Annotated in this window: 20 protein-coding genes, 1 tRNA gene, 2 pseudogenes and 1 riboswitch; of the genes and pseudogenes, 17 read left to right on the forward strand and 6 right to left on the reverse strand. The window is 60.6% G+C overall.

All coding sequences use genetic code 11. The features are described 5' to 3' along the window. From QLG02_RS12265 to QLG02_RS12320, 12 genes and pseudogenes are all read left to right on the forward strand, one after another. A pseudogene (locus QLG02_RS12265) lies at positions 1 to 90 on the forward strand (BMC domain-containing protein); the annotation flags it as partial. 14 nt (positions 91 to 104) lie between these two features. Continuing rightward, positions 105 to 383 carry a BMC domain-containing protein gene (locus QLG02_RS12270; protein ID WP_002442217.1) on the forward strand — a complete coding sequence of 93 codons (279 nt, stop codon included), beginning with the start codon at positions 105 to 107 and terminating at the stop codon, positions 381 to 383. A 53-nt stretch (positions 384 to 436) separates the two neighbouring features. After that, positions 437 to 2,023, forward strand: a complete 1,587-nt coding sequence (locus QLG02_RS12275) for an acetaldehyde dehydrogenase (acetylating) (protein WP_282465285.1) — start codon at positions 437 to 439, stop codon at positions 2,021 to 2,023. A 26-nt stretch (positions 2,024 to 2,049) separates the two neighbouring features. Further along, a complete protein-coding gene (locus QLG02_RS12280; RefSeq protein ID WP_010634663.1) occupies positions 2,050 to 2,307 on the forward strand; it encodes a EutN/CcmL family microcompartment protein in 258 nt (85 codons plus the stop codon). Between the two features lie 15 nt (positions 2,308 to 2,322). Continuing rightward, positions 2,323 to 3,477 (forward strand): 1-propanol dehydrogenase PduQ, encoded by a 1,155-nt coding sequence (locus QLG02_RS12285; protein ID WP_282465286.1) that lies wholly within the window; start codon positions 2,323 to 2,325, stop codon positions 3,475 to 3,477. Positions 3,478 to 3,502: 25 nt separating this feature from the next. Next, positions 3,503 to 6,889 (forward strand): choline trimethylamine-lyase, encoded by a 3,387-nt coding sequence (cutC, locus tag QLG02_RS12290; protein ID WP_282465287.1) that lies wholly within the window; start codon positions 3,503 to 3,505, stop codon positions 6,887 to 6,889. Positions 6,890 to 7,002: 113 nt separating this feature from the next. Next, complete coding sequence (gene cutD, locus QLG02_RS12295; protein WP_282465288.1) at positions 7,003 to 7,950, forward strand: choline TMA-lyase-activating enzyme; 948 nt, start codon at positions 7,003 to 7,005, stop codon at positions 7,948 to 7,950. A 12-nt stretch (positions 7,951 to 7,962) separates the two neighbouring features. After that, a pseudogene (locus tag QLG02_RS21810) lies at positions 7,963 to 8,196 on the forward strand (BMC domain-containing protein); the annotation flags it as partial. A 203-nt stretch (positions 8,197 to 8,399) separates the two neighbouring features. Then, a complete protein-coding gene (locus QLG02_RS12305) occupies positions 8,400 to 9,020 on the forward strand; it encodes a phosphate propanoyltransferase (RefSeq protein ID WP_282465290.1) in 621 nt (206 codons plus the stop codon). Between the two features lie 11 nt (positions 9,021 to 9,031). Then, positions 9,032 to 9,724, forward strand: a complete 693-nt coding sequence (locus tag QLG02_RS12310; protein ID WP_282465291.1) for a hypothetical protein — start codon at positions 9,032 to 9,034, stop codon at positions 9,722 to 9,724. Positions 9,725 to 9,743: 19 nt separating this feature from the next. Then, positions 9,744 to 10,157, forward strand: coding sequence for a multidrug efflux SMR transporter (locus QLG02_RS12315; RefSeq protein ID WP_282465292.1), 414 nt, complete (start codon positions 9,744 to 9,746; stop codon positions 10,155 to 10,157). Between the two features lie 17 nt (positions 10,158 to 10,174). Then, complete coding sequence (locus QLG02_RS12320) at positions 10,175 to 10,504, forward strand: multidrug efflux SMR transporter (RefSeq protein WP_010634671.1); 330 nt, start codon at positions 10,175 to 10,177, stop codon at positions 10,502 to 10,504. A 146-nt stretch (positions 10,505 to 10,650) separates the two neighbouring features. Here QLG02_RS12320 and QLG02_RS12325 read toward each other — a convergent pair. After that, positions 10,651 to 10,740: transfer RNA gene (locus QLG02_RS12325), tRNA-Ser, on the reverse strand. 421 nt (positions 10,741 to 11,161) lie between these two features. On the opposite strand from QLG02_RS12325, the gene QLG02_RS12330 reads away from it, so the two are divergent. Beyond that, positions 11,162 to 12,079 (forward strand): L,D-transpeptidase family protein, encoded by a 918-nt coding sequence (locus tag QLG02_RS12330; protein WP_270827356.1) that lies wholly within the window; start codon positions 11,162 to 11,164, stop codon positions 12,077 to 12,079. A 27-nt stretch (positions 12,080 to 12,106) separates the two neighbouring features. Further along, on the forward strand, positions 12,107 to 13,105 hold the full coding sequence (locus QLG02_RS12335) for a DUF481 domain-containing protein (protein ID WP_044799496.1): 999 nt from the start codon (positions 12,107 to 12,109) through the stop codon (positions 13,103 to 13,105). Positions 13,106 to 13,254: 149 nt separating this feature from the next. Here QLG02_RS12335 and QLG02_RS12340 read toward each other — a convergent pair whose 3' ends face one another. From QLG02_RS12340 to QLG02_RS12350, 3 genes are all read right to left on the reverse strand, one after another. Continuing rightward, positions 13,255 to 13,974, reverse strand: coding sequence for a MaoC family dehydratase (locus QLG02_RS12340; protein ID WP_270799326.1), 720 nt, complete (start codon positions 13,972 to 13,974; stop codon positions 13,255 to 13,257). A 270-nt stretch (positions 13,975 to 14,244) separates the two neighbouring features. Next, the gene (rlmF, locus tag QLG02_RS12345; protein WP_270831207.1) at positions 14,245 to 15,201 is read right to left on the reverse strand and encodes a 23S rRNA (adenine(1618)-N(6))-methyltransferase RlmF; all 957 of its coding nucleotides are present in this window, start codon (positions 15,199 to 15,201) and stop codon (positions 14,245 to 14,247) included. A gap of 148 nt (positions 15,202 to 15,349) precedes the next feature. Beyond that, the gene (locus QLG02_RS12350) at positions 15,350 to 15,838 is read right to left on the reverse strand and encodes an NlpC/P60 family protein (protein WP_005298673.1); all 489 of its coding nucleotides are present in this window, start codon (positions 15,836 to 15,838) and stop codon (positions 15,350 to 15,352) included. A gap of 275 nt (positions 15,839 to 16,113) precedes the next feature. Here QLG02_RS12350 and QLG02_RS12355 point away from each other — a divergent pair, with 275 nt between their 5' ends. Further along, positions 16,114 to 16,836 (forward strand): 4'-phosphopantetheinyl transferase superfamily protein, encoded by a 723-nt coding sequence (locus QLG02_RS12355; RefSeq protein WP_039215516.1) that lies wholly within the window; start codon positions 16,114 to 16,116, stop codon positions 16,834 to 16,836. Then, complete coding sequence (locus tag QLG02_RS12360; protein WP_282465293.1) at positions 16,833 to 17,681, forward strand: tetratricopeptide repeat protein; 849 nt, start codon at positions 16,833 to 16,835, stop codon at positions 17,679 to 17,681. The genes QLG02_RS12355 and QLG02_RS12360 overlap by 4 nt, the downstream gene beginning before the upstream one ends. Before the next feature lie 143 nt (positions 17,682 to 17,824). Here QLG02_RS12360 and QLG02_RS12365 read toward each other — a convergent pair whose 3' ends face one another. Together QLG02_RS12365 and ribB are read right to left on the reverse strand one after the other, a co-directional pair. Beyond that, the gene (locus QLG02_RS12365; RefSeq protein ID WP_010634682.1) at positions 17,825 to 18,067 is read right to left on the reverse strand and encodes an Lpp/OprI family alanine-zipper lipoprotein; all 243 of its coding nucleotides are present in this window, start codon (positions 18,065 to 18,067) and stop codon (positions 17,825 to 17,827) included. A 224-nt stretch (positions 18,068 to 18,291) separates the two neighbouring features. Next, entirely contained in the window at positions 18,292 to 18,945 is a 654-nt protein-coding gene (gene ribB, locus QLG02_RS12370) for a 3,4-dihydroxy-2-butanone-4-phosphate synthase (protein ID WP_039215521.1), read from the reverse strand. A 102-nt stretch (positions 18,946 to 19,047) separates the two neighbouring features. After that, a riboswitch (FMN riboswitch) is annotated at positions 19,048 to 19,205 on the reverse strand. A 198-nt stretch (positions 19,206 to 19,403) separates the two neighbouring features. Between ribB and purU the strand changes: the two genes are divergently transcribed. After that, the gene (gene purU, locus QLG02_RS12375) at positions 19,404 to 20,240 is read left to right on the forward strand and encodes a formyltetrahydrofolate deformylase (RefSeq protein WP_011705222.1); all 837 of its coding nucleotides are present in this window, start codon (positions 19,404 to 19,406) and stop codon (positions 20,238 to 20,240) included. The last annotated feature ends 58 nt before the right edge of the window (positions 20,241 to 20,298 follow it).

The following is a 20,298-nucleotide window of genomic DNA, read 5'->3' on the forward strand; positions in this document are numbered from 1 at the left end:
CGCATCGGTGAAGTGGTGACCTCGCTGGTCATCGCCCGTCCGCACAACGACATCAGCAAGATTGTCGCCCACTACAAAATTGCCGAATAACGGGAGAGAACATGATGAAAGAAGCGCTTGGTCTGATTGAGACCAAAGGCCTGGTGGCCTGCATCGAAGCGGCGGATGCCATGTGCAAGGCCGCCAACGTCGAGCTGATCGGCTATGAGAACGTCGGTTCTGGCCTGGTCACCGCCATGGTGAAAGGCGACGTCGGCGCGGTCAATGCGGCGGTGGATTCCGGTGTGGAAGCGGCGAAACGCATTGGCGAAGTGGTTACCTCTCGCGTCATCGCACGCCCGCACAACGACATCGAAAAAATCGCGGCGCAGCACAAGGCATGACCTGAGAGGGCACGCCCCGCCCGCACTTTTTTAGTCTGATGAAGGATAGATTCATGATTGAACTCGATACCGATTTGCTCTCCCGCCAGAACGCGAGAGAACTGGTGCGCAACGCCAAACAGGCGCAGGTGATTATGGCCACCTTTTCGCAGCAGAAAATCGACGCCATCGTGAAGAACGTGGCCGAAGAAGCCGCGTGCCATGCCGAAACGCTGGCGAAAATGGCCGCAGAAGAGACCGGTTTTGGCAACTGGCAAGACAAGGTGCTGAAAAACCGGTTCGCTTCGCTGCACGTTTACGATGCCATCAAAGAGATGAAGACCGTCGGGATCATTCATGACGATCAGGTGAAAAAAGTGATGGACGTGGGCGTGCCGCTGGGCGTGATCTGCGCGCTGGTGCCCTCCACCAACCCGACCTCCACCATCTTCTACAAAACCCTGATCGCCCTCAAGGCGGGCAATGCCATCATCTTCTCGCCGCACCCGGGCGCACGCCAGTGCAGCTGGAAAGCCATTGAGATCGTCAAACGCGCCGCCGAAGCCGCCGGTGCTCCGGCGGGCATCGTGGACGGCATCACCCAGCTGACCCTGGAGGCGACCTCCGAGCTGATGCACAGCAAGGACGTGTCGCTGATCCTGGCAACCGGTGGCGAGGGCATGGTGCGCGCGGCCTATGCCTCCGGCACCCCGACCATCAGTGGCGGCCCGGGCAACGGCCCGGCCTTTATCGAGCGCAGCGCCGACATTCACCAGGCGGTGAAGGACATCATCACCAGCAAGACCTTCGACAACGGCGTGATCTGTGCCTCCGAACAGTCGATCATCGTCGAACGCTGCATCTACGACGAGGTTCATCGCGAGCTGGCGGCCCAGGGCGCCTACTTCATGAACGAAGACGAAGCCGCCAAGATGGCCGCCCTGCTGCTGCGCCCGAACGGCACCATCAACCCGAAAGTGGTGGGCAAGACGGCGCTCCATCTCAGCCAGCTGGCCGGTTTCAGCATCCCCCCCAGCACCCGCGTGCTGGTGGCCGAACAGACCACCGTCTCCCACAGCAATCCCTACTCCCGTGAAAAGCTCTGCCCGGTGCTCGGCCTCTACGTGGAAGAGGAGTGGCGCGCCGCCTGTCATCGGGTGGTCGAGCTGCTGACCAACGAAGGGCTGGGCCACACCCTGGTGATCCATACCCGCAATCAGGACGTGATCCGCCAGTTCAGCCTCGAAAAACCGGTCAACCGGATCCTGATCAACACCCCCGCCGCCCTCGGCGGCATCGGTGCCACCACCAACCTCACGCCGGCACTGACCCTCGGCTGCGGCGCCGTCGGCGGCGGCTCCAGCTCCGACAACGTCGGCCCGATGAACCTGCTCAACATCCGCAAGGTGGGTTACGGCGTGCGCACCATCGAAGAGCTGCGTGCCCCCATCCAGCCGGTTGCAGTGCAGCCCACCTGCGCCGCCCCGGCCGCGCCCCAGCCCTGCAGCATCCTCGACGATGCCCGCTTCACTGCCCCGGCGCCAGCCTGCCACAGCGCCGACGACCGTTTTGCCGGCGCCAGCGCCGAGGTCGGCGGCGAGATCAGCGAGCAGAACGTGGAGCGGGTCATCCGTCAGGTGCTTGAGCGCCTTGGCAAGTAACCCATTGAGATAAGGCGATAAGAACCATGATTCTCGCAAAGGTAACCGGACATGTCGTCGCCACGCAGAAGTGCGATGAGCTGCGTGGCAGCAATCTGCTGCTCATCACCCAGCTGGACGATCAGCAGCAACCGATGAAGGACCGCTCCTGGGTCGCCGTCGACAGTGTCGGCGCAGGCATGCACGACGTCGTACTGGCCGAGGAGTACCTCGCGCTCAACAGAGACCGCTACAAGGCCATGTCGGTGGTCGCCATTGTCGAGAAGGTGTTTCGGGACGCTTGAGGAGTGAATGACCCAATGAGTGAATTTTTGCTGAAACCCCGGATCCGCTTCGGTCAGGACGCCCTGTCCGCCCTGGCTGAAGTGCCCGCCCGCCAGGCGCTGCTGGTCACCGATCAGATGATGGTGAAAGTTGGCCTGGCCGACCGGGTGACGCAGATCCTGCGCCAGCGCGGCATCCCTTTCCAGTGCTGGGACGATGTAGTGGCCGATCCGGACATCACCACGGTCGTGCGCGGCATGAAGCTCATGGACAGCTGCTATCCGGATCTGGTGATCGCGCTCGGCGGCGGTTCGGTGATTGATGCAGCCAAAGCGGTCATGTTCGCCCTGGCGCAAACCCGCCCGAACCTGGGGCGCGAGCGCCCCTGTTTCGTGGCCATCCCGACCACCAGCGGCACCGGTTCGGAAGTGACCAGCTTCTCGGTGGTCAAGGCCCGCAGCGAGAAGCTGGTGCTGGTCGACCCGTCATTGCTGCCGGATATCGCCATTCTCGATCCGTCGCTGGTGGCATCGGTACCGCCCGCCATCACCGCCGACACCGGGATGGACGTGCTGTGCCACGCGCTGGAGGCCTATGTCTCCCGGGCGGCCAGCGACTTTTCCGACGCATTGGCGGAGAAGGTGGTGCAGCAGGTCTTTCGCTACCTGCCCGCCTGCTGGCGCGACGGCCACGATCTGCTGGCGCGGGAGAAGATGCACAACGCCTCCTGCATGGCGGGCATGGCCTTCACCAACGCCTCGCTCGGCATCACCCACAGCCTGGCCCATGCCCTCGGCGGCGTGTTCCGCGTCCCGCACGGCCGTGCCAACGCGCTCCTGATGGCGCAGGTCGTGGCATGGAACGCCGACCACGACGGGCAGTGTGATACCGAGGCCGCCCACAAATATGCCCGCCTGGCCCACCTGCTGGACCTGCCCGCCCAGACGCCGCGCGAGGGGGTCAACAGCCTGCTGGTGGCCATCCAGGCGCTCAAAGACGAGATGAAGATGCCGGCCGGCATTGGCGATACCGGCCTCCTCGCTGCCGATTTCGACCAGCGGCTGGCGGAGATGGTCAGCCAGGCGCTGCGCGACAACTGCACCCCGACCAACCCGCGCGCACCGGATGCCCGGGCATTGACCGAACTCTATCGCAAGGCATGGTGCGGCACTCTCGCCGCCGGCCACTAAGAACAAGAACTGGAGAACCTACCTCATGGCACACTACAGCTTAACGCCGCGCGTCAACGTGCTGGCTGAACGTTTACTGGCGCACACCAGCACCCTGTGCAGCGAACACGCCACGATTCTGAGCGGGCTGGATGGCGACATCGCGGGCATTCCCGCCGCCGTCAAACCGGCCCGCCGTTTTTACGAGCTGATGCGTCAGCTGCCGCTGACCATCAGTGCCGACGAGTTGATTGTCGGCAACCAGACCCGCACCCCGCACGGCGCCATTTTCCACGACGAAAGTGCCGGGCAGCGACCGTCCACCTTCCAGTTCCTGAATCTGAACAGCACCATCGACTCCCCCGACTACAAGCTGGTGGTGGAGAAGGGCGTGTTGGCCATCAAGCAGCAGCTGGAAGAGAAAACCCGCGCGCTGGGCAGCGCCGTCAGCCGCAGCGGCATGGACGAAGTGAACGGCTGCCGCGCCGCCATCCACGCCTGCGACGCCCTGATGGCGCTGGCACAGAACCTGGCCAACAGCGCCGAAACCCTGGCCGCCGCCGAAACCAACCCGTTCCGCCAGGCCGAGCTGCGCGACAGCGCCGCCATTTTGCACCATGTACCGGCCCACCCGGCACGCAACTTCAAAGAGGCCTGCCAGTCGTTCTACCTGTTCCAGCTGGCGCTTCAACTCGACAACGGCAGCTATGCGGTCAACCCGGAAGGGGCCGACAAGGCGCTGCTGCCCTACTTCCAGCGCGATATCGCCAACGGCGCGCTGACCGAGCAACAGGCGTATGAAATCGTCGAGTGCCTGTGGTTCAAGCTGGCAGAGCTGAGCGAAGTGCGCGCCACCTGCGCCATCGATGGCTACCCCATGTTTGATGCCCTGCTGCACGGCGCCAGCCTGGAGCAGGCGAGCATCAACCCGCTCTCCGAGATGTTCCTCTGCGCCCAGCAAAACCTGAGCGCCCTCAAGCTGCCGGTTCGCCTCTTTCGCGGAGTGCAGCACGTCTCTGTCGCCCCGTTCGCCGCCTGTGCCGATACGCCGGTGATGGAGGGGCTGACGCCGCGCCTGCAGCGCCTGCGCAACCACTATCTGACCGTGCGCCCCAGCGTCTCCATCTACCGGGCACTGGCCTTTACCGAGGTCGTCAAGGCCAACCCTGGCATGCCGACCATCTTGCTGCGGGCCAAAGCGTTCCGCCACGCCTGCGAAACCGCCCCCATCCTTATCCAGAACGACGAGCTGATCGTCGGCCACCCGTGCGGCAAGCCGCGCGCCGGCGCCTTCTCGCCGGACATAGCCTGGCGCTGGGTTCGCGACGAGCTCGATACCATGAGCACCCGTCCGCAAGATCCCTTTGAAATCAGCGAAGCGGACAAGAAAACCATCCGCGAAGAGATAGTGCCGTTCTGGGAAGGCCGCTCGCTGGACGAGATTTGCGAAGCGCAGTACCGGGAAGCCGGCGTCTGGGCCTTCAGCGGCGAGACCTTCGTCAGCGACCTCTCCTACCACCAGATCAACGGGGGTGGCGACACCTGCCCGGGCTACGACGTGCTGCTGTTCACCAAGGGGATGAACGGCATCAAGGCCGACGCCCAGGCCCATCTCGACCAGCTGAGCATGGAGAACCCGGACGACATCGATCGCATCTACTACTACAAGGCAGCGATCGAAACCTGCGAAGGGGTGGTCAACTACGCCCGCCGCATCGCGGCCCATGCCCGTGAACTGGCCGTGAAAGAGCAGGATGCCCAGCGCCGCGCCGAGCTGCTGACCATCGCCGAGGTGAACGAGAACGTGCCGGCCAACCCGCCCAAGACCCTGCAAGAAGCGCTGCAGAGCATCTGGACGGTGGAGTCGCTGTTCGAGATTGAAGAGAACCAGACTGGCCTGTCACTCGGTCGGGTCGACCAGTACTGCTACCCCATGTTCGAAGCGGACATCCGCGAGGGTCGTCTGACCCACGAAAGCGCGCTCGAGCTGATGCAGGCCTTCATCATCAAGTGTGCCGAGCTGATGTGGATGTCGAGCGAGCTGGGGGCGAAATACTTCGCCGGCTATCAGCCCTTCATCAACCTGACCGTGGGCGGCCAGAAGCGCAGCGGCGGCGATGCCTGCAACGACCTGACCTACCTCATCATGGATGCCGTGCGGTTCGTGAAGGTCTACCAGCCGTCGCTGGCCTGCCGCATTCACAACCAGTCACCGCAGAAATACATGGAGAAGATCGTCGACGTCGTGAAAGCGGGGATGGGCTTCCCGGCCTGCCACTTCGACGACTCCCACATCAAGATGATGCTGCGCAAGGGCTTCGACTTTGAAGACGCCCGCGACTACTGCCTGATGGGCTGCGTCGAACCGCAAAAGTCGGGGCGCATCTATCAGTGGACCTCCACCGGTTACACCCAGTGGCCCATCGCCATCGAGTTCGTGCTCAACCGGGGACGGATGGTGCTGTTCGACAGCCATCAGGGGCTGGATACCGGCGACCTGCGCGAGCTGCGCACCTTCGAGCAGTTCGATGCGGCGGTCAAACAGCAGATTGCCCACATCGTTCGCCTGTCGGCCATCGGCACCGTGATCAGCCAGCGCGTGCACCGCGACGTGGCGCCGAAACCGCTGATGTCACTGCTGGTGGAAGGCTGCATGGAGAAGGGCAAGGACGTCGCCGCCGGTGGCGCCGTGGTCAACCACGGTCCGGGCCTCATCTTCTCGGGGCTGGCGACCTATGTCGACTCCATGGCGGCTATCCGCAAGCTGGTGTTCGAGGAGCAGAGATACACACTCGAACAAATTCGCGATGCGCTGCTGGCCAACTTCGAAGGATTCGAAGCGCTGCGCCGCGACTGCCTCAATGCGCCCAAGTACGGCAACGACGACAACTACGTCGACCAGTACGCGCTGGATATCACCGAGTGGACCGAGCGAGAGTGCCGCAAGTACAAGATGCTCTACTCCACCCTGAGCCACGGCACCCTCTCCATCTCCAACAACACGCCCATCGGCGAGCTGACCAACGCCACGCCGAACGGGCGCCTGGCCTGGATGCCGCTCTCCGACGGCATCAGCCCGACCCAGGGGGCGGACAAGCAGGGGCCGACGGCCATCATCAAGTCCGTCAGCAAGATGAACGTGGAGACCATGAACATCGGCATGGTGCATAACTTCAAGTTCCTCAAGGGGCTGCTGGATACCCAGGAGGGACGCCATGGCCTCATCACCCTGCTGCGTACCGCCTCCATCCTCGGCAATGGCCAGATGCAGTTCAGCTATGTCGACAACGAAGTGCTGAAAAAGGCGCAGCAGGAGCCGGAGAAGTACCGCGACCTCATAGTGCGTGTCGCCGGCTACAGCGCCTATTTCGTCGAGCTGTGCAAAGAGGTGCAGGACGAGATCATCAGCCGCACCGTGATTGAGAAGTTCTGATCGATGCGTTGATAACCCGTCTTTCTTAATCGCCAAAATAACCGGAAGTACTCCGCAATGGCAGGTCGCAAATAATGCGACTGCGGCCTGCCACATTCGGAGAGGAGGCAAGCGTGATCGCAAATAATGAATTAACCGGCCGCATATTCAATATCCAGAAATATTCGATATATGACGGCGATGGCATTCGCACGCTGGTTTTTTTCAAGGGCTGCAATCTTAGCTGCCCCTGGTGCGCCAACCCTGAAGGGCTCAGCAGCCAATTTCAGGTGATGTTTTCGCACGACAAATGCATCAACTGCGGTGACTGCGTGAATGTCTGTCCGGCCGGAGTCCATTACCGGGCCGAAGAGAACGGCAGCATGAAACACTTCGTCGATCGCAATAAAGATTGCATCGGCTGCCGCAAATGCGAAGAGGTCTGCACCCAGCACGCGCTGGACATCATGGGCAAGGATGTCACCGTCAGCGAGCTGATGGAGATCATCATGCAGGACTATGACTTTTACATCTCCTCCGGCGGTGGCGTCACCATCGGCGGCGGCGAGATGAGCCTGCAGACCGACTTTGCCGTCGCGCTGTTTAGCGAATGCAAGAAGATGATGATCAATACCGCCATCGAGACCCAGGGCACCACCTCGCTGGCCAATTACCAGCAGCTGGCGCCCGTCACCGATACCTTTTTGTTCGACATCAAGCAAATCAACAGCGAACAGCATAAGGCGATGCTGGGTATCGGCAATGAAGGTATTCGCCGCAATCTGGAATGGCTGGTTGATTACGGCGCCAAGGTGATTGTGCGCATGCCGCTCATCCGTGGATATAACGATTCATGGGATGCCATTACCGGCGCCATCGAATATGTACAGAAATTGGCAAAGCGGGGAAATATCCTGCGGATCGACATGCTGCCGTACCACCAATTGGGCCGCAAGAAATATGAGCGGCTGGATATGCCCTACCCCATTGCGCAGGACCCCTCTTACACACCGGACGAATTGGATCGGCTGGAGGCCTTCTTTGCACAATTTGATTTCGATATTCGCTTGGTCCGCCATTAACAGGAGTCGACGATGAAAAGTTTGGGCGTAATTGAAACACGAGGATTGGTCGCCGCCATTCAGGCGGTGGACGCCGCCTGCAAAGCGGCAGGCGTCAACTGCATCGGCTATCGCAAGGTGGGTTCTGGGCTGGTAAGTGTCTGCTTCGAAGGGGAGATCAGCGCCATCCACACCGCCATCGAGCGTGGCGTCGCGGTGGCCGCCACCATCGACCAGCAGGTCCATTCTCTGGTGATTGCCCGTCCGGAGCCAAGCGCGGTAGCGGCGCTCGGCAACCTCAAGGGCTACCCGCCACGCGCACCGACCAGCACCAAGAAGGAGATGACTACCGCAACAAGCGCTGTGCCGGCCCTGTCACCGGAAAGCGGTGCCGATACCGAACCGGCCAGCCTGCCTGCCGCCGATCAGGCGGAAGACCGACAGGCCGCGGCAAGAAAAGGGAAGAAAGCATGATCGATCCCCAGCTGCATCAAAAGATTGCCGTCCGTCTGAGCCTGGTCAGCCCGGCGATCCCGGTCGGCATCTCGAATCGCCACGTTCACCTGGCACAACAGGATGTGGAGGCCTTGTTCGGCAAGGGCTACACCCTGACACCGCTCAAACCGCTGCGCCAGCCGGGTCAGTTTGCCGCCGAAGAGTGCGTCACCGTGGTCGGCCCCAAGGGCTCGCTGACCCGGGTGCGGGTGCTCGGCCCGACCCGGCCGGTTTCACAGCTGGAGATCTCCCGCGCCGACTGCTTCACCCTCGGCATAAAGGCGCCGGTCCGTGAGTCAGGCCAGCTGGAAAATACGGGCAGCGCCCTGCTCATCGGCCCCGCCGGCCACGTGGAGTTGCGCTCCCAGGTAATCTGCGCCTGGCGCCATATCCACCTCTCGCCACAAGACGCCCGCCAGCTGAACGTGACCCACGGCCAGAAGGTGAGCGTGCGCAGCGACGGCGAGCGCCAGTTGACCTTCGATGAGGTGGTGGTGCGGGTACGCGACGATTTCGCCCTGGAATTTCACATCGATACCGAAGAGGCCAACGCCGCCGGCTTGAAAAACGGCGCGCAGGTCAGGCTGCTCGGCTAACGGAGATCCCCATGACCGACCAACAGATTGAACGCCTGGTCGAACAGATGCTCAGGCGCCTGCAGCCACCGCTGCTGGTGATGGTGACCGCGGCCCAGGGCTATCGGCAGGCCATTCGAAACCGTCTGGCCGGCTGTGGGCAGCCCCTGCAGCTTGCGCTGGCAGTAGACATCGAGGATGGCGCGCTGTGGCAACCGCTGGGGGAGACAGTGCCGGCCAGCGTCTGGCAACGGGCCCTGCCGCCCGCCCCCTATCGCGCGCTGGTGCTGCCCTTTCTCGACTACCCGCTGGCGATGGACCTGCTGAGCGGCTCGCTGCAAAGCCCCGTCGCCCGGCGGCTGCACGACGCCCTGCTGAGCGGCTTGCCGGTGCTGGCGCTGCGCTATCACTGCGATCCCGCCAGCGAGCTGAACCAGCTGCTGGGGGCGCAAGCGGGCACGCCATACGCCGGGCACATGCAGGCGGCGCTCAGCCGTCTGGGCGAGATCGGTGTGGTGCTGTGCACCATGAATGAACTGCTGGAGAGGCTGGCTCCGGCGAACGACACGGCTACTGTGCCGGCGGGCACGGCGCGCCGTTATCTCACGGTCAGCGATGTTGAGAAGGATCCGGCGCTGGCACAGACGGCCGAGGCCCAGCTGACCGATGCCGCCATCGATTTTTTGAAAAGCAGAAGAAAAGAAAAACAACCTTACCTTAAATAACAAACCCGGAGTTTAACTTATGTCTTCAAAAACAAAATGTTGGCTATGGATGCTACTGGTGATCGTGTCCGAAACATCGGCCACCTCCACCCTCAAGATGTTTGGCAGCAGTGAAGGAACCACCAAGATGCTGCTGCTCGGTCTGCTCGTGCTGCTCTATTGCACCTGCTACTACTCCCTCTCCCGCGCGGTAAAAGACATTCCCGTTGGGCTTGCCTACGCCACCTGGTCCGGCACCGGCATCCTGGTGGTCTCCACGCTGGGAATGGCGTTTTACGGCCAGCACCCGGACACCGCAGCCATGATCGGCATGGCCGTCATCGCCAGCGGCATCGTCATCATGAACCTGTTCTCCAAGATGGGCTGCGAAGAGGGCAGCGACGCCTCCGCCGAGCCACTCACTCCCCCCATGAACAACAACATCGCCAACTGACGCAAAAGGAATGACCCATGTTTAATTTCGGATTTTTATGGCTGGCGCTCTCTATCGGCTCTGAAATCACCGGCACCTCGATGATCAAGAAGACCAACGGTTTCAGCAGATTGGGGCCATCCATACTGGTCGTCTGCGCCTACAGCCTGTGCTACTTCGCTCTCACCCGCGCCATGAGCACCATTCCGGTCGGCGTGGCCTATTCGCTCTGGTGCGGCTTCGGTATTGTCGGGGTCACCATCTGCTCGATGCTCCTCTACAAGCAAAAGCCGGATCTGCCCGCCATCCTGGCGATGGCGCTGATCATCTCGGGCGGGGTGATCATGAATGTCTTCTCCAGCATGTAACGCCGTGACAAGACCCTGGCAGTGGCGCTCTGCCCCTGCCACCGGCGCGCCGGCATGCCAGCCCTGACGGGCCCTGCCGGGTAACATGCCGGCAAGCGTGCAAATAGAGAAAGGCCCAAGCTGCCAGGCAGCTTGGGCCTTGAAGATGGCGGAGAGACAGGGATTCGAACCCTGGGTGGCATTGCTGCCACAATTGATTTCGAGTCAATCCCGTTCGGCCACTCCGGCATCTCTCCACGGGGCATCATTGTTACCGGAGCCGCCTTTGGAAATCAACTTGAATCTCTTTAAAGATCAAACGACTGCACATAAAACCAGCAGATGAGCGCATGCCCGGTGGCGAGATGTTCTCCGCCGTCGTGCCTGCTGTCGATGCAGTACCGACGCCGAGACACTCCCCCTGTATGGGTGCCGCCAGCGCTGCTCACCACTCATCCCCTCTCCCATCGCCTTAGAAGCATGCTGTTCATTGCAGGTTATGCTGCCTTGCATTAAAAACGGGCAAGAAACGGTCAACATGATGGATTGCCACGTCGGGACCCGGCTGTAGCCCTGGCCGGCCAAGCTGGCAATCGTCACCCGTTTGACTGACAATTTCCCCCTTTTACCCAAGGCGGTCGCCTCGCGGCCCCCTCATCTCAATCAGACAGGAAGTACATGTTCATAGCACGAACCCTCTCATTGCTGGCGCTGACCGCCAGCCTGCTGACGGCTCCGGTCCTCGCCACCACCTACCCGCTGCCCCCGGCAGGCAGCCGCCTGATCGGCGAACTGGAGGACTACATAGTCCAGCCAGATGAACATCTTGAGCTCATCGGCAAGCACACCCAGATTGGTTTTCTGGCGCTGCTCGAAGCCAATCCTGGGGTCGATCCCTATTTGCCCAAGCCGGGCACCCGGCTGACCCTGCCGACCCAGATGCTGCTGCCGGACGTGCCTCGCGAGGGCATCGTCATCAATCTGCCGGAGCTGCGCCTCTACTACTTCCCGAAAGGCAAAAACGAGGTGATGGTGCTGCCCATCGGGATCGGTGACATAGGGCGGGAGACGCCGGAGATGACCACCACGGTGATCGCCAAGAATCCCAATCCGACCTGGGTGCCCGGCCCCATGGTGCGCAAGTCCTGGCTCGAGCAAAAGGGGATCACCCTGCCGGCGGTGGTGCCGCCCGGTCCCGACAATCCCCTCGGCAAATTCGCCATGCGCCTCGGTTATGGCAAGCAGGACTACCTTATCCACGGCACCAACAAGGATTTTGGCGTCGGTCTGCGGGTCAGCGCCGGCTGCATTCGGCTGCGCCCCGACGATATCGAGGCCCTGTTCAAGATTGTTCCCATCGGCACTCAGGTGCGGGTCATCAACCAGCCGGTCAAAACCGCCATCGAGCCCGATGGCCGTCACTGGCTGGAGGTGCACTCACCTCTATCTCGTACCGAACTGGAGCTGGAGCAGGGCGCCCCGCTGATCCTCTCCCCTGAGGTGGAAGCCTTCATCGCCAAACCGGAAGTCGATGGTGACAAGGCCGCCAGCGTGCTAAACAGCAAGAACGGTATCCCCCGTCCCGTCAGCGGCTGATGGCCAACCATGTTCACGAGGATCTTCATGAGCTACCGCATTTTCTGTCTGCTGGCCCTGCTGCTGAGCCCGGCGGTATCCGCCGACATCCTCTGGATGGACAACGGTGACCGGCTGACCGGCACCATAGAGGAGATAGGTGACCAGCAGGTGCGCATCGCACTCCCTTATAGCGCCCCCGTCACCGTCAAGCGCGAAGCGGTCAAGCGCTGGCGCATCGAGAAGCAGGACAAACCCAAACCGACCGTCAAGACCGGCATTACCCTGCTGGCCCTGACGCCGGATGACCAGAAAGCCTGGTTGTGGAGCGGCAGCAGCGATCTGAACGTCAAGCTCAAGCACAGCGACAAGCAGACCAACAATGTCAACCTGAAGGCCTCCACCGAGGTGGCCAACCTCGACTGGCGCTATACGCTGGATGGGGAGTACATCTACGAGACTGCCAACAACGTCACCAACAGCCATGAGTACCGGCTCAAGCCCATGCTGGACTTCTTCTTCGATCAGCGCTGGTTTCTGCGCTCCGCCGTCGACTTTGAATATCAGATGCTGAGCCCCGAATACATGGATGTAGGTTATGTGGCCGGACCTGGTTACCGGTTCTGGAACGACAAGCGGCGACGGCTTGAGCTGATCAGCCAGGCAGGATTGGAGCGTTCCTACGTCAGGCCGGGTTATTGGGACAACTTCATCATCCCCGATATTTTCAATGACAGGATCATCAGCTATCCCCTGATGGGCCTTGGTTGGGACTACCGGCAACCCATTGCACTTTGGTCGGAGCAACTGGAGCTGTTCAGCAAGGGCACCTACAAGCGCTATCTGGACCAGCCCTCGCCCTACATCACCCGGGCGCAGGCCGTAAAAGGCAGCCTGGGGATGCGCTACTACTTCAACGACCACCTGCGCCTCTCCTGGTCGAGCGAGCTCGATTGGGAAGATGCCAGATTGGACTATCAAGGTGTTCAGACCCCCTTATCAGACAAAGAGTGGCGCCACCTGATAAGCCTGGGGGCCAGCTTCTAGCCCTCGGGGCAAGCCATGGATGTGTGAGTGGCGCCTACATAGAGGCAACATAGGCAAGTGCAACAAACCGCCATAAACAAAACAGGCTCACCGAGGTGAGCCTGTTTTTTTCAATACGGTTCGTGCCAGCGGGTGACACCGTCACCCCGTCAGAAGTAGATCCGGGTGACCGATTCAATGACGCAGCCTGGGCGACGAATGCCTTCGATCTCGACCTTGATCTCCTTGAGCAGCTCCAGCCCGCCCTTGATCGGGGTAACCCGAGCCAGCTTGGTGCGGGCGCGGATGTTGCTGTCCACCTTGATGGGGTACGGGAAACGTACCTGATCCAGGCCGAAGTTCACCACCATGCGGGCGGTCGGAAACTCGGGGGCGGCCTCGTTGATGCTGCCCGTCAACCGCGGCAACAACGCCAGGGTCAGGAAGCCATGGGCAATGGTGGTCTTGAACGGTGACTCGGCCGCTGCGCGCTCCGGATCGGTGTGGATCCACTGGTTGTCGCCAGTCACGGTGGCAAACTCGTTGATCATCTGCTGGCTGACCAGCAACCACTCGCCGACATGAGTCTCTTCGCCGATGCGCTCCTGCAAGGTGGAAAACAAGGCTGCTGCCTCGCCGCTGAGTTCGACGGCAGGGGTATCCAGCGGCACGGGCTGGCCGTTGACGACTTGCGCCGCGCCCTGCTGTTGCTGCGTGGACTGGCTGTCGCTCTGCAAATCCAGCACCCGGCCCAGCAGAGGGTGGAGGTGTGCCTTTTGCTGAAACTCACGCCAGTAGTCGCGGATCGCCGGAGAGAGCCAATCCTTGAGCTCAAAGGGGTGTTGCGCCAGTATTTCGCGCTTGCGCTTCAGAAAATCGACAACTTTCATGTACCGATCCCTATTCGATTCAAAGCCTGTAAAGAGGTCTAACCAGTCCTATTTTATGAAAGTTTCAACTGCAAGTGCAAAAAAATCTCAGCGTACAACTGTACCGAGAATGAAAGTGTTCACTAACATGCAGGCGCCAACCCAGGTACCACAAGGGGAAAAACGATTGTCATGGGTGCCGGGCATCGACCCAAACTGGCCACTGACGCTCCCCAAAAAACAGGGGCATTCCATCGGCATGCCCCTTGTCGTCGTCCCGCTTCAGCCGGTTCAGGCGTTATCGTGCGCCATTGGCAACCACCACTGTTTGCTGGCCGCCTCGTCTTGGAAAGACCAAGCCAGGACCCGGCTGATCTTGTTGCCCTGGGCCATCTCGAGCACCCGCACCTGACGGGCCCCGACCCGGCTCAGCCCCTGCTTGGCCGCCGGCAGGTTCTCTTTTTTTGACACCAGCGAGCTGAACCAGAGGCACTGGCTGGCGAATGCCTTGCTCTGAGTGATCATGCTCGCCAGAAAGGCCGCCTCCCCCCCTTCGCACCAGAGCTCGGCCTTCTGGCCGCCGAAATTGAGCACCGGCTTGGCCGTCGCCGCCTTGCCCAGGTTGCGCAGCTTGCGCTCCGTACCCTTGCTCGCCTCTGCCAGTGAAGCATGAAAGGGAGGATTGCAGAGGGTCAGCGCAAAACGCTCGAGTGGCGCCACAATCCCCTGAAAGATGTCGCCGGCCTTGCCCTGCAGGCGGCATTCGATCTGGCTGCCCAGCCCGTTGCTCTTGGCCAGCAAGGTAGCGGCCTTGACCGACACCGGATCGATGTCGGAGCCGACGAAGCGCCAGCCATATTCGCGGGCCCCCAGCAGTGGATAAATGCAGTTAGCACCGACCCCGATATCCAGCACCCGGACGCCCTTGCCGGTCGGCACCTTGCCGGCACTCTCGGCCAGCAGGTCGGCCATCCGATGCAGATAATCCACCCGCCCCGGAATGGGCGGGCAGAGATAACCGGCCGGTAGATCCCAATGCGCAATGCCATAGTGCAGCGCCAGCAACGCCTTGTTCAGCGCCTTGACGGCGGCCGGATCGGCAAAGTCCAGGGTCTGGGTGCCGTGCTCGTTGACGAACACGAAGGGTTGCAGCTCGGGGGTGCGCTGGCAGAGCGCATCGAAATCATAGGGAGCCTGATGGCGATTGCGTGGATGCAATCCGGATTTGCGGTCGGAATGAGTCTTCATGCTGGGCCTGCCGAGGAAAACGGGCCCACACTATAGTGACTTGGCCCCGGAAAGTCTAAATGACGGCCATAAAAAACCGGGCTGTCGAGCCCGGTTCAAGTGAGGTTGGAAAAACAGTCCGTACTGCGAGCCGTTTGTCCAGCCTGACTCAGATGTCGATCCGGCGTGCCTGCCAGAATTTGCTGCGCCAGTAGGAGCTGTCGAGCTTGGAGCGCGTTACCCCGGCGCGGGTGGAGGCGTGAATGAATTCACCATTGCCCACATAGATGCCGACATGATTGAGACGGCGATTGATCTTGAAGAAGACCAGGTCACCTTCGACCAGATCCTGCTTGGAAACGCGGGTGCCTTCATGGACTTGGGAGCGGGTATCACGGGGAAGTTCGATGCCGACGGCGTTGCGGAACACTTCACGGGCGAAGGCGGAACAATCGATGCCACGCTGGCTGCTGCCGCCCATGCGGTAAGGAACACCGCGCCACTCTTTGTATACTGTCAGGATTTCGTTTACATCTGGGGTTTGCGAAGCTTCCGGTTCAATAACGGGTTCCATCATGGAAACTTCGATCTTGCTCGCGACCTCGGGCTGGGGTGCCGAGGCACAACCCACCATTCCGAGCGCGACCAGCAGTAGCATCAGGTGGCGCAATCCTTTATCCCCGCAAAATAGTAAAACTTGTTAAAATACGGCCCGAACGGGCAATTTATAAGGCAACAGCACCCGACTATATCCAAGAATTCTATCGAGGCAAGCGAAAATCCCTATCGACCTCACATTTCTGCAAGGAAATGCATTATTTTTCCTGATTAATGTGATCGTGGCCAAACAATATACAATCTCGAAAGGGGCCACCCAGGCCGGATCAAACTGACTTTTATCGCTGTTTCAGCATGCTTTTTAAGTGAAAAATTATGATCTCTGTGGATCTCTATTTGTTAAAACCGGCCAACACGGACGCCGACCAGCTGAGCCTGCTGCAAACCCTGCTCTCCCCCGAAGAACGGCAGACATGGCAGTCCATCGGTCAGCCGGCACGCCGCCAGGAGTACCTGCTCAGCCGTGGCTTGCTGCGACGGCTGCTGGCCGAGCGCCTGCAGTGCCGCCCCGATGCGCTGCAGTTTTGCAGCAACCCGCACGGCAAGCCGGTACTGAGCGACGGGCGCTGGCAGTTCAACCTCAGCCACAGCGGTGACTGGCTGGCGATCGCCCTCTGTGCCGCCGGCCCGCTCGGAGTGGACATAGAAATGGGCCAGCGGCGCCGCCAGATTCTGCCACTGGCCCGCCGTTTTTATGCGCAGAGTGAATATGAGTGGCTGCTCGCCCTGCCCGAGGCGGAGCAAGAGCCGGCTTTCTATCGGTTCTGGTCGCGCAAGGAGGCGGTATTGAAGGCCCAAGGCGCTGGCATCGCCGCCGGCCTCGACAAGGTGCGCTTCGTGCCAGAGGAAGCGTGGCAGCTCGACAACCAACTCGATGAACAGGATTACCAAGTACAGGATTGGCCCATCGGCCGGGGCTGGCTCAGCCTGGCGGCACCGACCCTCGCCGTCAACGGCTGGCTGCTCGACGGCAGCTTGAATTCTGTGCCCATCAACCCCATGTTAACTCACACCATTTTCCAAGAGTCAGCCTCATGATCGTCGACATCAATCCCCAGAATTTCCAAAGCGCCCTGATCGATGCTTCCATGAAAAAGCCGATCGTCATCTATTTCCACGCCCCCCAGATGCCGGAGTGTCAGGCCATGACCCCGCAGGTGGAAGCGCTAGTCGGCCCGGCCAATCCTCAGGTGACCCTGGCCAGGGTGGACATGAACGATCCGCAGCTGCAGCCGCTGGCAGGCCAGCTCGGCCTGCGCGCCCTGCCGGCGCTGGTGCTGTTCCATCAGGGCCGCCCTGACGAGCAGGCCATTCTGGAAGGCCCGCAGGACGAAGCCACCCTGCGCCACTACTTTGCCGCCTTCGCCCCCAAGGAGGAGGAGCTGCTGTTCGAACAGGGACAGCAGGCGCTGGCAAATGGTCAGGCGGACCTTGCCTATGCCCATCTCGGCAAGGCCCATCAGCTGGCACCGGAGCGCCACGACATCAGCCTGTGGCTCATTCAGGCGGCGCTCGATCTCAATCTGCTGGATGAAGCGCAGGATCGGCTGGGCAAGACCCCGATGATCGCCCAGGACGATCACTACCAGACCCTGACATCCCGACTGGCACTGGCCCAACAGGCCGCCGACAGCCCGGAACTGCGGGCGCTGGAAGCCCGTCACCAGCAGGAGCCGGACAACTTTGCCCTGGCCCAGGAGCTGGCGGTGCAATACAGCCAGGCAGGCCGGCAGGAAGAGGCGCTCACGCTGCTGTTTACCATCCTCAAGCGGGATCTCGCCTTCGGTGATGCCAAGAAGACCTATCTCGACATCCTGACCACCATGGGCAACAACCCGGCGGCGCAGAGCTACCGTCGCAAGCTCTACAGCCTGCTCTACTGATCGATGCGGGAATGAAAAACGGGGTGATGCCGAGTGATCGGCATTGCCTTGTCAGGCAGGTATCAGCGGGGAAAACGCGGGAATTTGACGAATTTCAGGCAAAAAAAAAATGGCGCATAACTGCGCCATTTTTTTCGCATGGATTACTTCTTGTAGGAAGTAGCCATGTTGTCGATGCGCTGGTTAGCACGCATAGCTTCTTGCTTGGCTTCTGCAACATCAGCAGCGATCTTGGATTGATCAGCACGAACAGCGCTAACATCTTGAGCCAGTTGGTCAACTTTGTTAGACAGATTCTGAACGGAAGTTTCCAGTTCGCTGGTGTTTGCACAACCGCCCAGCAGAGCGGACAGACCAACAACACCTACCAACAACATTTTTTTCATTTTAAAAGCTCCCTTTAACTCGCCAGACGTTTAGCAAGCGGCGTGATTATGGCACAAAAAAATCATAGTTTGGATAGGCCCCATCACAGATAAATGCATTAAAACCCTCATTTTTTTTTAAACGTACACTTTTTGTGCAAAGTTAAGCCAAAAATGAGGGTCTCTGGATGAGGTTCGCACAAAGCGTAACCAAATTTTGGGCTTATTACAATTTCGTATGAGGCTCAGGCTGAACGTTCTGACAGCAATTGACGATATTGCACCAGATCCTCGATGGTCAGCACCGGCATCTGATGCTGACGACCGAATGCCACCAGATCCGGCAGCCGTGCCATGGAGCCATCTTCCTTGGTCAGTTCGCACAACACACCGAACGGTTTGAGTCCTGCCAGCTGCATCAGATCCACAGTGGCTTCGGTGTGGCCGCGACGGGTCAACACCCCGCCGGTGCGGGCCCGCAGCGGGAAAACGTGACCCGGGCGGTGCAGGTCGGACGGTCTGGCACCGTCGGCGATGGCGGCCCGGATGGTGGTGATGCGATCGGCTGCCGACACGCCGGTGGTCACCCCTTGCGCCGCTTCGATGGTCACGGTGAAGGCGGTCTGATAATGGCTGGAGTTGGCCTCCACCATCATCGGCAGTTCGAGCTGGCGTACCCGCTCGTCGTTCAGGCAGAGGCAGACGATGCCGGAACACTCGCGGATCATCATCGCCATCTGTTCGTTGGTCATGGATTCGGCGGCGAAGATGAGATCCCCTTCGTTCTCCCGATCTTCATCGTCGGCCACCAGCACGCCGCGGCCGGCACGCAGAGCTGCCAGCGCCGCTTCGACACGGGCAATGGGATCACCAAATTCACTGAGAAGAGACTGATTCATGGTAAGACTCCTAAACAAGACAAGGACCAGAATCAGGGCATGGAAAGGCAGACAGAGATAGGTATGCAGCGGCCGGCCCATGGGGCTTGCCTGCAATATCTGTCTTATCCTCTTTCATCCGGACTATGACCGTCGGCTCCGGCATCTCACCGGATCTGCTGACCCCGTCCCGGTGCAATACCGGGTCGGGCGCTCGCGGGCTCCCCGAGTCACATCGGGATACCGCCGGTGGGGAATTTCACCCCGCCCTGAGAATAAGCGCAGACAGCGTAAAGAAAAAAAACGCCGGATACCAGCCCAAAACCCATCAAAGATGAATAGCGCACCGCTTGTGGCCGCATTGCATCAGGGCGCACGGCGCACTGTCCTTTCTGATTTTGTTTGTGGCATAGTGCCTGAAAAAACGCGCTGCCTGCGCAGACTCAGGCGCCAACAACACAAACGGAATCATGACAGAGATGGAAAAGAAAATACTGCTGACGGACTGCCCGGACGCCAAGGGCCTCATCGCCAAGATCACCAACATCTGCTACAAGCACCAGCTCAACATCAACAAGAACGACGAGTTCGTGGATCACGAAAACGGCCGCTTCTTCATGCGCACCGAGCTGGAGGGACGCTTCAACGACGAGACCCTGCTGGCCGACCTCGATGATGCCCTGCCCGCCGGTGCCCAGCGCCGCCTGGTCAAGGCCGGCAAGAAGCGCATCGTCATCCTGGTGACCAAGGAGACCCACTGCCTCGGCGACATCCTGATGAAGAACTACGCCGGTGCGCTGGACATGGACATAGTCGCGGTGATCGGCAACTACGACACCCTCGCCGAGTTGACCGGCAAGTTCGACATTCCGTTCCACACCGTCAGCCACGAGGATCTGAGCCGCACCGAGCACGAAGAGCAGGTGCGCGCCATCATCGATGGCTACCAGCCCGACTACGTGGTGCTGGCCAAGTACATGCGAGTGCTGACCCCGAGTTTCGTCGAGGCCTATCCGCGCAAGATCATCAACATCCACCACTCCTTCCTGCCCGCCTTCATCGGTGCCCGCCCCTATCGTCAGGCCTTCGATCGCGGGGTCAAGCTGATCGGCGCCACCGCCCACTTCGTCACCGACGATCTGGATGAGGGCCCCATCGTCGAGCAGGACGTGATCCACGTTGATCACACCTTCAGCGCCGACGACATGGCCAAGGCCGGCCGCGATGTGGAGAAATCGGTGCTGAGCCGGGCACTGGAGCTGGTGCTGAACGAGCGGGTGTTCGTCTACGGCAACAAGACGGTGGTATTCAAGTAATCCCGGCCACTGAAAACAACAAAGGCTCCCGCGGGAGCCTTTGTTTTATGTGCACGAA

The organism is Aeromonas sp. V90_14 (assembly GCF_029967615.1).
GTDB lineage: Bacteria > Pseudomonadota > Gammaproteobacteria > Enterobacterales > Aeromonadaceae > Aeromonas > Aeromonas hydrophila.

Excerpts from the sequence above, each read along its gene's own strand:
- QLG02_RS12270 (WP_002442217.1), top strand. The coding sequence starts at position 105 with ATGAAAGAAGCGCTTGGTCTGATTGAGACCAAAGGCCTGGTGGCCTGC.
- QLG02_RS12320 (WP_010634671.1), top strand. The coding sequence starts at position 10,175 with ATGTTTAATTTCGGATTTTTATGGCTGGCGCTCTCTATCGGCTCTGAA.
- rlmF (WP_270831207.1), bottom strand. The coding sequence starts at position 15,201 with ATGAAGACTCATTCCGACCGCAAATCCGGATTGCATCCACGCAATCGC.
- purU (WP_011705222.1), top strand. The coding sequence starts at position 19,404 with ATGGAAAAGAAAATACTGCTGACGGACTGCCCGGACGCCAAGGGCCTC.
- QLG02_RS12335 (WP_044799496.1), top strand. The coding sequence starts at position 12,107 with ATGAGCTACCGCATTTTCTGTCTGCTGGCCCTGCTGCTGAGCCCGGCG.
- QLG02_RS12315 (WP_282465292.1), top strand. The coding sequence starts at position 9,744 with ATGTCTTCAAAAACAAAATGTTGGCTATGGATGCTACTGGTGATCGTG.
- ribB (WP_039215521.1), bottom strand. The coding sequence starts at position 18,945 with ATGAATCAGTCTCTTCTCAGTGAATTTGGTGATCCCATTGCCCGTGTC.
- QLG02_RS12305 (WP_282465290.1), top strand. The coding sequence starts at position 8,400 with ATGATCGATCCCCAGCTGCATCAAAAGATTGCCGTCCGTCTGAGCCTG.
- QLG02_RS12365 (WP_010634682.1), bottom strand. The coding sequence starts at position 18,067 with ATGAAAAAAATGTTGTTGGTAGGTGTTGTTGGTCTGTCCGCTCTGCTG.
- QLG02_RS12355 (WP_039215516.1), top strand. The coding sequence starts at position 16,114 with ATGATCTCTGTGGATCTCTATTTGTTAAAACCGGCCAACACGGACGCC.
- QLG02_RS12340 (WP_270799326.1), bottom strand. The coding sequence starts at position 13,974 with ATGAAAGTTGTCGATTTTCTGAAGCGCAAGCGCGAAATACTGGCGCAA.
- QLG02_RS12280 (WP_010634663.1), top strand. The coding sequence starts at position 2,050 with ATGATTCTCGCAAAGGTAACCGGACATGTCGTCGCCACGCAGAAGTGC.
- QLG02_RS12350 (WP_005298673.1), bottom strand. The coding sequence starts at position 15,838 with ATGCTACTGCTGGTCGCGCTCGGAATGGTGGGTTGTGCCTCGGCACCC.
- QLG02_RS12275 (WP_282465285.1), top strand. The coding sequence starts at position 437 with ATGATTGAACTCGATACCGATTTGCTCTCCCGCCAGAACGCGAGAGAA.
- QLG02_RS12285 (WP_282465286.1), top strand. The coding sequence starts at position 2,323 with ATGAGTGAATTTTTGCTGAAACCCCGGATCCGCTTCGGTCAGGACGCC.
- QLG02_RS12310 (WP_282465291.1), top strand. The coding sequence starts at position 9,032 with ATGACCGACCAACAGATTGAACGCCTGGTCGAACAGATGCTCAGGCGC.
- cutC (WP_282465287.1), top strand. The coding sequence starts at position 3,503 with ATGGCACACTACAGCTTAACGCCGCGCGTCAACGTGCTGGCTGAACGT.
- QLG02_RS12330 (WP_270827356.1), top strand. The coding sequence starts at position 11,162 with ATGTTCATAGCACGAACCCTCTCATTGCTGGCGCTGACCGCCAGCCTG.
- QLG02_RS12360 (WP_282465293.1), top strand. The coding sequence starts at position 16,833 with ATGATCGTCGACATCAATCCCCAGAATTTCCAAAGCGCCCTGATCGAT.